Annotated in this window: 4 protein-coding genes and 2 tRNA genes; 4 read left to right on the top strand and 2 right to left on the bottom strand. The window is 49.6% G+C overall.

All coding sequences use genetic code 11. The features are described 5' to 3' along the window. Positions 1-870 (top strand): YihY/virulence factor BrkB family protein (locus AC3ZFK_RS08050; RefSeq protein WP_487507412.1); only part of this gene is annotated, 870 nt, incomplete at its 5' end. Here AC3ZFK_RS08050 and AC3ZFK_RS08045 read toward each other — a convergent pair. Both AC3ZFK_RS08045 and AC3ZFK_RS08040 read right to left on the bottom strand, forming a co-directional pair. After that, a complete protein-coding gene (locus tag AC3ZFK_RS08045; protein ID WP_489433778.1) occupies positions 860-3040 on the bottom strand; it encodes an ATP-binding protein in 2181 nt (726 codons plus the stop codon). The genes AC3ZFK_RS08050 and AC3ZFK_RS08045 overlap by 11 nt on opposite strands. Beyond that, entirely contained in the window at positions 3028-3726 is a 699-nt protein-coding gene (locus AC3ZFK_RS08040; protein WP_487507410.1) for a response regulator transcription factor, read from the bottom strand. The genes AC3ZFK_RS08045 and AC3ZFK_RS08040 overlap by 13 nt, the downstream gene beginning before the upstream one ends. Positions 3727-3797: 71 nt before the next feature. On the opposite strand from AC3ZFK_RS08040, the gene gltX reads away from it, so the two are divergent. The 3 genes from gltX (at position 3798) to AC3ZFK_RS08025 (ending at position 5433) form a co-directional block, all read left to right on the top strand. Then, positions 3798-5219: a glutamate--tRNA ligase gene (gene gltX / locus AC3ZFK_RS08035; protein WP_487507409.1), complete on the top strand. Its 1422-nt coding sequence runs from the start codon at positions 3798-3800 to the stop codon at positions 5217-5219. A 40-nt stretch (positions 5220-5259) separates the two neighbouring features. Next, positions 5260-5335 (top strand) — tRNA-Ala (locus AC3ZFK_RS08030). 22 nt (positions 5336-5357) lie between these two features. Beyond that, positions 5358-5433 (top strand) — tRNA-Glu (locus tag AC3ZFK_RS08025). Positions 5434-5473: the final 40 nt, after the last annotated feature.

Raw genomic sequence — 5473 nt, 5'->3', positions numbered from 1 at the left:
TGTATGGAGTTACTGAGCCCGGTAGAGTTTTTTAAGTTTGTCAGTCGTGTGCTGACACGGTTTCGACATAATCAGGGGATTCTGCTCTCTGGGGCGATCGCCTATTACACGCTATTTTCTCTGATCCCGCTGGTTGCGCTGTTGCTGGTGGTGCTCTCTGCATTGGTCCCAGAGGCTGAGTTACTTGCTGTGGTGGATGCAGAGTTGCGGATGATTGTCCCTTGGCAGGCGGAACTCATAACTGCGCAGCTGGCATCATTTTTATCTCATCGCGAGGTTATCGGCTGGGTTGGTGGTGTGATCCTGCTGTTTGCCAGCTCACTTGCCTTTACTGCGCTGGAGAATGCGATGTCGGTGATCTTCTTCCATCGGGTGGAGATTCACCGCCGCCACTTTCTGCTCTCTGCGGTGATCCCCTATCTCTATATTGTGGCGCTGGGAGTGGGTCTGTTGATGTTGACGCTGCTGGCTGGGGTGTTGCAGTCTGTTGAGAGTATGGAGTTTTCGCTACTGCAGTGGACCATATCACTGCAGTGGCTTGCACAGTCCGGTCTCTACTGGATGGGGCTAGTGGGGGTCTGGCTGATGTTCTCTTCCATCTACTGGGTGATGCCGGTTGGCAGAATCTCGCTACGGCCTGTATTGATTGGTGGTGCGGTAGCTACCCTGTTATGGGAGGGGATGCGCCATCTGCTGGTCTACTACTTCTCTACCATCAGTTTTGCCGATGCGGTATATGGTTCTCTGGCAACAGCAATCATTGCCCTCTTCAGTCTGGAGATGGCAGGTATTATTCTGTTACTGGGGGCGCAGGTCATTGCCGAACTGGAGTATGTCAGGCAACAGGATGGGGGATTGGCTACAGGTTGATGGTGACTGTGAAGGTGCTGCCCTCTACGTCCTCACGATTCTTGTAAATTACTGTGCCGTTATGGTGGTCAGCAACCAGCCTGACTATATATAACCCCAATCCAAGGTGTGGCTGGTCTGGGTTGCTCTCCTTGCGGGAGGTGACCATGGACTCAAACAGGGTATCTCTGATCTCTGTAGGGATCGCAGCCCCCTCATTCAGAATAGAGATCTGAATATTGTCTATATCAGCATCTCCATTCATGCTTACCATGATGTCGATCGGTTTCCCTGGATCACTGTAGTCAACAGCATTGTTTAGCAGGTTATCCAGCATCTGTTCGATGGCATATGGCCAGCCGACAAACGGGATTGGTTGATCCGGTAGCTGAACCCTGAAATATTGCAGGGGATGGGTGTTTTGGTAGTTATCAAGGTACTCGTTAAGCAGTTCATTGAGATCAAACTGCTCTTCGGTCCCAGGGGTTAGTGCGTCTTCAAGGCTAGATGCCTCTGCCAGACTCTGCACAATGGATCCCAGCCTACCGATTCCACGTCGGGTTTTTTTAAGATACTTAATGCTATGTTCGGTCTCCGGGATCTCTCTTTCAAGATTTTCCAGAGAGGTTGAGACTATATTGAGCGGGTTGAGGATCTCATGTTTGAGCATACGCGGCATTCGCTCCAGATATTTTGTATATCTGGATAGTCGTGTAAGCATCGATGAGATGCTGCGTGACAGATCGCCCAGCTCATCAATTGAATCATTTTCAGTCTGGATGGATTCAGTAACGATACGTCCACTATCATCAATTGAGTTTGCGGTCTCTGTTCTAAGTTTATGTAGTCGCAGGGTCAGTCTGGTTGCAATTGTTATAAGAATAAGAGAAGCCAACAGGATGACCAGAAGGGTGGAGCCAATTACATTTTCCAGAGTTACCCTTAGTTCCGAGAGGATGCGCAGATTGCTCTGTTCAGCAACCACCACCCCAAGCTCCCCATCTTCACCATGTATTGGATAGGCAATTGTGATGATGTCAGCCAGCCCATCGTAAGAGGGGCGGGTAAAACGTTGCTCCTTTCCTGTCTCCAGGGCACGATCAATTGCATTCCAGGAGAACTCTCTGGTATCCCGTATAGGCTCTTCTACATTTTGAATTGGGGATCCAAAAACCAGATCAAACAGAGGTGCTGTTATTGGGTTGCGCTCATCACTGCGGCTAACTGTGGTAATCAGGCTACCGGTTGTTGCCACAATACGGCGATGCTCATCGGTTATGGAGAAGCGGGCATCTGGCAGATCAATGGCGTTTATCATCCGCTCCATTGATGGTGCAGGCAGAAATACACGATTGGTGTAGGCCTCAGTCCACTCTCTGAAGGTGCCAATCTCCATATTCAGGGTACGCTCATCAGGGTCATCGATATCGATAATGGAGAAAGAGAGAGTTGTGTTTTCGTTGATTAACCTCTTTGGGAGTTTTAGCTCAATACTATATCCGTTACTGGCAGGGTACATGGATGCGGCAAATATCCGTTCATGTTTGCCAGTGATTGGTTGTTCCCACTGTTCATCCATCTGATAGATGCTCATGAGGCCTGGTTTATATGCAGTTACCAGATAGTTTTGTGCAGGACGGTTGCCTCTCTGCAGGTAGATGCGCAGGTGATCTCCACTGTCTACCCGTAGCCCTTTTCTTTTACGGAACAGCACAGTGTTGTCAGTAACCTGGAATAGTGCGTAGATGTTGCGTTTATCCGGAGTTAACGCCAGCACACGACTGAAGGAGAGATCAGTGCTTTGGTACTGATGCCCACCCTGCAGAATATGGGTTTCGCCATACTCAATGGCACGATAAAGGATTGGCTCCCACTCTTTGAAGCCTGGGCGGTCGAGGTTTGGAATCTCATCAATCTCATGTACGTAGAGATCTCTGTCACTGCTAAGATCATGGGGGATGCCGGTTTCTGGTTTGAATAGCTCAGGGTTATTGTGAAGAACAGTTGCTACCGCCTGGGACGCCATGGAGAGAGCGTTTTCCTGCCCCTGTTGCATAAACTGTTTCATCTCGGTCAACATCTTGTATCCCATAATCGGGATAGTGAAGAACAGAAGAATGGCAAGGATCAGCTTGTTACGGATCCCTCCCCATTGATACAGCTCTCCCTTGATCTTCTTCAGCAGTCCCAACGGTATCCAACTCCAAAGACGTTGCGAATGCAGTTGAACTCCGGATCAGCACGCTTGAATTTGATGCGGATTCTGCGGATATGTCCATTGATGGTGTTTTTCTCAACAATAGTCTGTCTTGTGACCGGCATTAGGGCTTCATAACTAAAGGCATCACCAGGAGATTCTGCCAGGGCCTCAACCAGCCAGAACTCAGTAAGGGTCAGTTCGATTGGTTTTCCCTTCCAGTGAACTGACATTGAGTTCTCATTAAGAGTCAGGTCACCACTAACTACGTTGCCTGGATCATTCTGGGTTGTGGTGTGAGTAAGTCTCTCCTCAATCCGGAATAGTGAGGAGACACGCACAATAAGGTAGTCGAGGGTGATGGGCTTGATCAGATAGTCCCAGGCCTCCATACGAAGACCCTCGACACGATCTATCTCGCTATCTCGTGCCGTAAGAAAAATGACTGGAACGGTTGGGTGAGTCTTTTGAAGTGAGTTGCAGATCTCAAAACCTGCATCGTGGTCCTCTCCCAACATTACATCGAGAATGGCCAGATCTGGGGGATTGGTGTTGAGTCCACGCAGAGCCTCGTTCTTGGTTGCATATGCTACAACCTCATAACCCTGGTTGCGCAAGGCATCTGTATAATTTTCGCGTTGATCAGGATCATCCTCAACAACAGCAATTTTTCTGTTCATGGGGTAATAGTATATACTGTGCGGCTTTCCATAGGGTGGTACACCCTGTTTCAGATAGATTAATCATAATAATGAAGTTAACAACAAGATTTGCTCCAAGCCCAACCGGTTATCTCCACGTTGGAGGAGCCAGAACTGCACTATTTTCCTGGCTCTATGCCCGTCGTCATGGGGGGAATTTTATTCTCCGTATAGAGGATACTGACAGGGAGCGCTCCACGGAAGAGTCGGTTGATGCGATTCTGAGGGGGATGGCATGGTTGGGGCTTGCCTATGACCAGGGGCCTTTCTATCAGACTCACCGTTTTGACCGTTACAGAGAGATTATTCAACAGTTGCTGGACGATGGACACGCCTACTATTGCTACTGCAGTCGCGAAGAGCTGGATGAGATGCGTGAGGGACAGCGGGCACGGAAGGAGAAGCCCCGCTATACCGGCCTTTGCCGTAGTCGCAGTGAGCCTCGTGACGGGGTGGATCCGGTTGTACGTTTCAAGAATCCAACTGATGGTGTAGTGGTTGTCGATGATATGGTGCGTGGTAAGGTGGTGTTTCAGAACAGTGAGCTGGATGATCTTATTATCGCCCGCTCTGATGGAACTCCAACCTACAATCTAACAGTGGTGGTAGATGATCTTGATATGGGGCTTACTCATATCGTGCGCGGGGATGACCATCTAAACAATACGCCGCGCCAGATCAATATTCTAAAGGCGCTTGGGGCAGAGACTCCCAAATATGCTCACCTGCCCATGATTCTTGGTTCGGACGGAAGCCGTCTATCAAAACGTCATGGCGCAGTCAGTGTACTGCAGTACCGGGATGAAGGTTATCTGCCTGAGGCACTGCTAAACTACCTGGTTAGACTAGGGTGGTCGCACGGTGATCAGGAGGTATTCTCCATAGATGAGATGGTGGAGCTTTTTGATGTTACTGATGTTAACAACTCTGCCTCTACCTTTAACCCGGAGAAACTGCTCTGGCTGAACCAACACTATATAAAAAACAGTTCATCAGATCACATAGCCAGACACCTTAGATGGCATCTTGGGCGGCTTGATATAGACCCTGCGAACAGTGGTCCAGAGCTTGTGAAGGTTGTAGAGGCGCAGCAAGAGCGGGCAAAAACCCTGGTGGAGATGGCAGAGAATAGTCGCTGTTTCTATCTTGATTTTGATGAGTTTGACCAGAAGGCTGCAAAGAAGAATCTTAAGGCAGCAGCAGCCGAGCCACTTGAGAGAATTCGTGGCATGCTGTCAGAGCTGGAGATCTGGGATGCGGAGCCTATCCACGAGATTGTGAAAGAGACCGCAGAAATTCTTGATCTTAAGCTTGGCAAGGTGGCGCAGCCCCTGCGGGTGGCGGCAACTGGCACCGCAATTTCCCCGCCAATTGATATTACACTTGAGTTGATTGGGCGTGAGCGTGTTCTTGCAAGGATTGATATGGCGCTGGAGTATATTCAGCAGCGTGTAGCGGCACAAACTGCTTGACAGAAAACGGTCAAATCCGTAAAGTTGCGCCTCGCTGTTTGGGGCTATAGCTCAGCTGGGAGAGCACCTGCATGGCATGCAGGGGGTCGGCGGTTCGATCCCGCCTAGCTCCACCAAATAACATTTATAAAGTTCTATGTCCCCATCGTCTAGAGGCCTAGGACACCGGGTTTTCATCCCGGCAACAGGGGTTCGAAACCCCTTGGGGACGCCATTTATCAACGGCTTGTCGAGAGATCGACAGGCCGTTTTTC

The organism is Candidatus Thiopontia autotrophica, from assembly GCF_982804495.1.
Note: the sequence above shows the minus strand (reverse complement) of the source record. Positions and strands in the feature narration are given on the sequence as shown.